This is a genomic window from Stenotrophomonas sp. 05L44_2 (assembly GCF_056665995.1).
This window is the reverse complement of record NZ_JBFTNR010000542.1, coordinates 1-2,871: the sequence shown is the minus strand read 5'-3', so window position 1 is coordinate 2,871 and position 2,871 is coordinate 1. Positions and strand designations below refer to the sequence as shown.

At 67.2% G+C, this 2,871-nt stretch carries 2 protein-coding genes; one reads left to right on the top strand and one right to left on the bottom strand.

The window, feature by feature from the left end; genetic code table 11:
* Positions 1 to 59: 59 nt before the first annotated feature.
* A complete protein-coding gene (locus AC1VAN_RS17085) occupies positions 60 to 1,484 on the top strand; it encodes a short-chain fatty acid transporter (RefSeq protein ID WP_442251330.1) in 1,425 nt (474 codons plus the stop codon).
* Between the two features lie 100 nt (positions 1,485 to 1,584).
* Here AC1VAN_RS17085 and AC1VAN_RS17080 read toward each other — a convergent pair whose 3' ends face one another.
* Positions 1,585 to 2,829, bottom strand: coding sequence for an AMP-binding protein (locus tag AC1VAN_RS17080; protein WP_480986276.1), 1,245 nt, complete (start codon positions 2,827 to 2,829; stop codon positions 1,585 to 1,587).
* Positions 2,830 to 2,871 lie beyond the last annotated feature (42 nt).

Here is a 2,871-nt window from a genome sequence, read left to right as displayed (position 1 = left end):
GGCTGACAGCCCGCACCCCACCGCCCAGAATCAGGCCATCGAACCTGGGAGGGTAGGTGATGGCCTCGACGGCAACAGTACAGGACGGCTGGATGGCGCGCGCCGCGCTGCGCTCGGCCGCCTGGGCGGAAAAGTGGTTCCCCGATGCGTACGTATTCGCGGTGCTCGGCGTGGTCATCGTCGCGCTGGCGGCGATGGGCTTCGGCGCCACCCCGCGGGCCACCGCCAGCGCCTTCGGCGACGGCTTCTGGAGCCTGATTCCCTTCACCATGCAGATGGCCTTCGTGGTCATCGGTGGTTATGCGGTAGCCACTGCACCGGTGGTCGCGCGCTTCATCGACTACCTGGCCCGGGTGCCACGCACCGGTCGTGGTGCCGTGGTGTACGTCGGCCTGGTCAGCATGCTGGCCTCGCTGCTCAGCTGGGGCTTCTCGCTGGTGTTCGGCGGCCTGCTGGTGCGCGCGCTGGCCCGCCGCACCGAGCTGCGCATGGACTATCGGGCTGCCGGTGCCTCGGCCTACCTGGGCCTGGGCGCGGTGTGGGCGATGGGCCTGAGTTCGTCGGCGGCACAGCTGCAGGCCAACCCGGCCAGCATGCCGCCGGGGCTGCTGGAGATCACCGGCGTGCTGCCGTTCACCGAAACCATCTTCCTGTGGCAGTCGATCGCGCTGACCTCGGTGTTGATCGTGGTTTCGCTGCTGATCGCCTGGCTGACCGCGCCGGCCGCCGGCAGTGCGCGTACCGCCGAAGATTTCCCCGGCGCGGCGCAGGCCGAACCGGAGCCGCTGCAGCGCCGCACCCGCCCGGGCGAATGGCTGGAGTACAGCCCGTTGTTGACCGTGCTGCTTTCGCTGCTGGCCTTCGGCTGGCTGTTCAACGAGTTCGCCAACAAGCCATTGGTCAGCGCGATCGCCAACCTCAACACCTACAACTTCATGTTCATCTCGCTGGGCCTGCTGCTGCACTGGCGCCCGCGCAGCTTCCTCAACGCGGTGGCCAAGGCGGTACCGAGCACCACCGGTGTGCTGATCCAGTTCCCGCTGTACGGCGGCATCGCGATGATCCTCACCCACGCTGCCGGTGGCGACGGTGAGACGCTGGCGCACCGGCTGTCGAGCCTGTTCGTGCACGTGGCCAGCACCGATACGTTCGCGCTGGTGATGGGCGTGTACTCGGCGGTGCTGGGCTTCTTCGTACCGTCCGGTGGCGGCAAGTGGATCATCGAAGCGCCCTACGTGATGCAGGCCGCGAACGAGCTGAAGGCGCACCTGGGCTGGGCGGTGCAGGTCTACAACGCGGCCGAAGCGCTGCCGAACCTGATCAATCCRTTCTGGATGCTGCCACTGCTGGGCGTGCTCGGCCTGAAGGCCCGCGACATCGTCGGCTTCACGTTCATCCAGCTGCTGGTGCACATCCCGCTGGTGCTGGGGTTGCTGTGGCTGCTGGGCATGACCCTGGCCTACGTGCCGCCGGTGATGCCGTAGCGCAAGCACGGGGTCATGTGGGGTCAGAACCTCTCCGCTGGAGAGGATCCGACCCGGGGTCAGATCCCTTTCGAAGGAAGGGCTCTGACCCCGGAGACCCTCAGCCAGCCGCCGCCTGCTTCTCGATCTCGGCCTTGCGCAGCAGGAAGCGCTGCAGCTTGCCGCTGGGCGTCTTCGGTAGTTCCGTCACGAACGCCATTTGGCGCGGGTACGCATGGGCGGACAGCCGGCGTCGCACATGCTGCTGCAGTTCCTGGGCCAGCGTGTCGCTGCCGCTGAACCCCGCGCGCAGGATCACGAACGCCTTGACGATCTCGGTGCGCTCTGGATCGGGTACGCCGATCACCGCCGTTTCCGCCACCGCAGGGTGTTCCATCAGCACGCTCTCCACATCGAATGGACCGATGCGATAGCCCGAGGAGGTGATCAGGTCGTCCGAGCGACCGATGAAACTGATCGAGCCGTCGTCCTCGCATTCCACCGAATCACCGGTGAGGTAGTAGCGATCGCCCAGCGCCGGTGTGTCGGCACCGTAGTAGCCGGTGAACCACATGATCGGCGACTGCTRCAGGTCTATGGCGAGGATGCCGGGCGTGCGCGGCGGCAGTTCGTTGCCGGCATCATCCAGTACCGCCACGCGGTAACCGGGCATCGCAAAGCCCGATGATCCCGATCGCACGGCGTGGTTCAGTGCGTGGTGGTTGTTGACCACCATGCCGGTCTCGGTCTGGCCGTAGTGGTCGAGCACCGTGGTGCCCAGATGGGCGGCGAACCAACGGGCGATCTCCGGGTTCAGCGGTTCGCCGGCGCTGCTCACCACCCGCAGCTTGCCGTTGATGGCCGCACTGGCCTCGGGCCCGGCGGCGATGATCTGCCGGTACGCTGTGGGCGAGCCGGCAAGATTGGTGACACCCAGCCGCGCGACGATGTCGTTCAGCCCCTGCACGCTGAAACCGGCTTCGCTGAAGGTGGTGGCCTGGCCCAGCAGCAGCGGGCCGATCACGGCGTAATACAGCCCATAGGCCCAGCCGGGATCGGCGATGTTCCAGAACACGTCCTCTGGGCGCAGGTCCACGGCCAACTGCATGTAACTGGCAAAGGCCAGCAATGCGCGCAGCGGCACCGGCACGCCCTTGGGGCTGCCGGTGGTGCCGGAGGTGGACAGCAGTGCCATCAGCGCATCGCCGCGCAGCATCACCGGCGCGAAATCAGGTGYAGCATCGGCGGTGCGTGCGGTCCAGTCGATGTCGCCGGCACGTAGTGTCTGCTCCGGTGCCAGGAGGGTGGCGACCGGCGGGCAGCCATCGACCTCGTCCAGCTTGCTGCGGTTTGCGCTGTCGGTCACCACCAATGCGGCGGTTTGCGCTGTCGGTCACCACCAATGCGG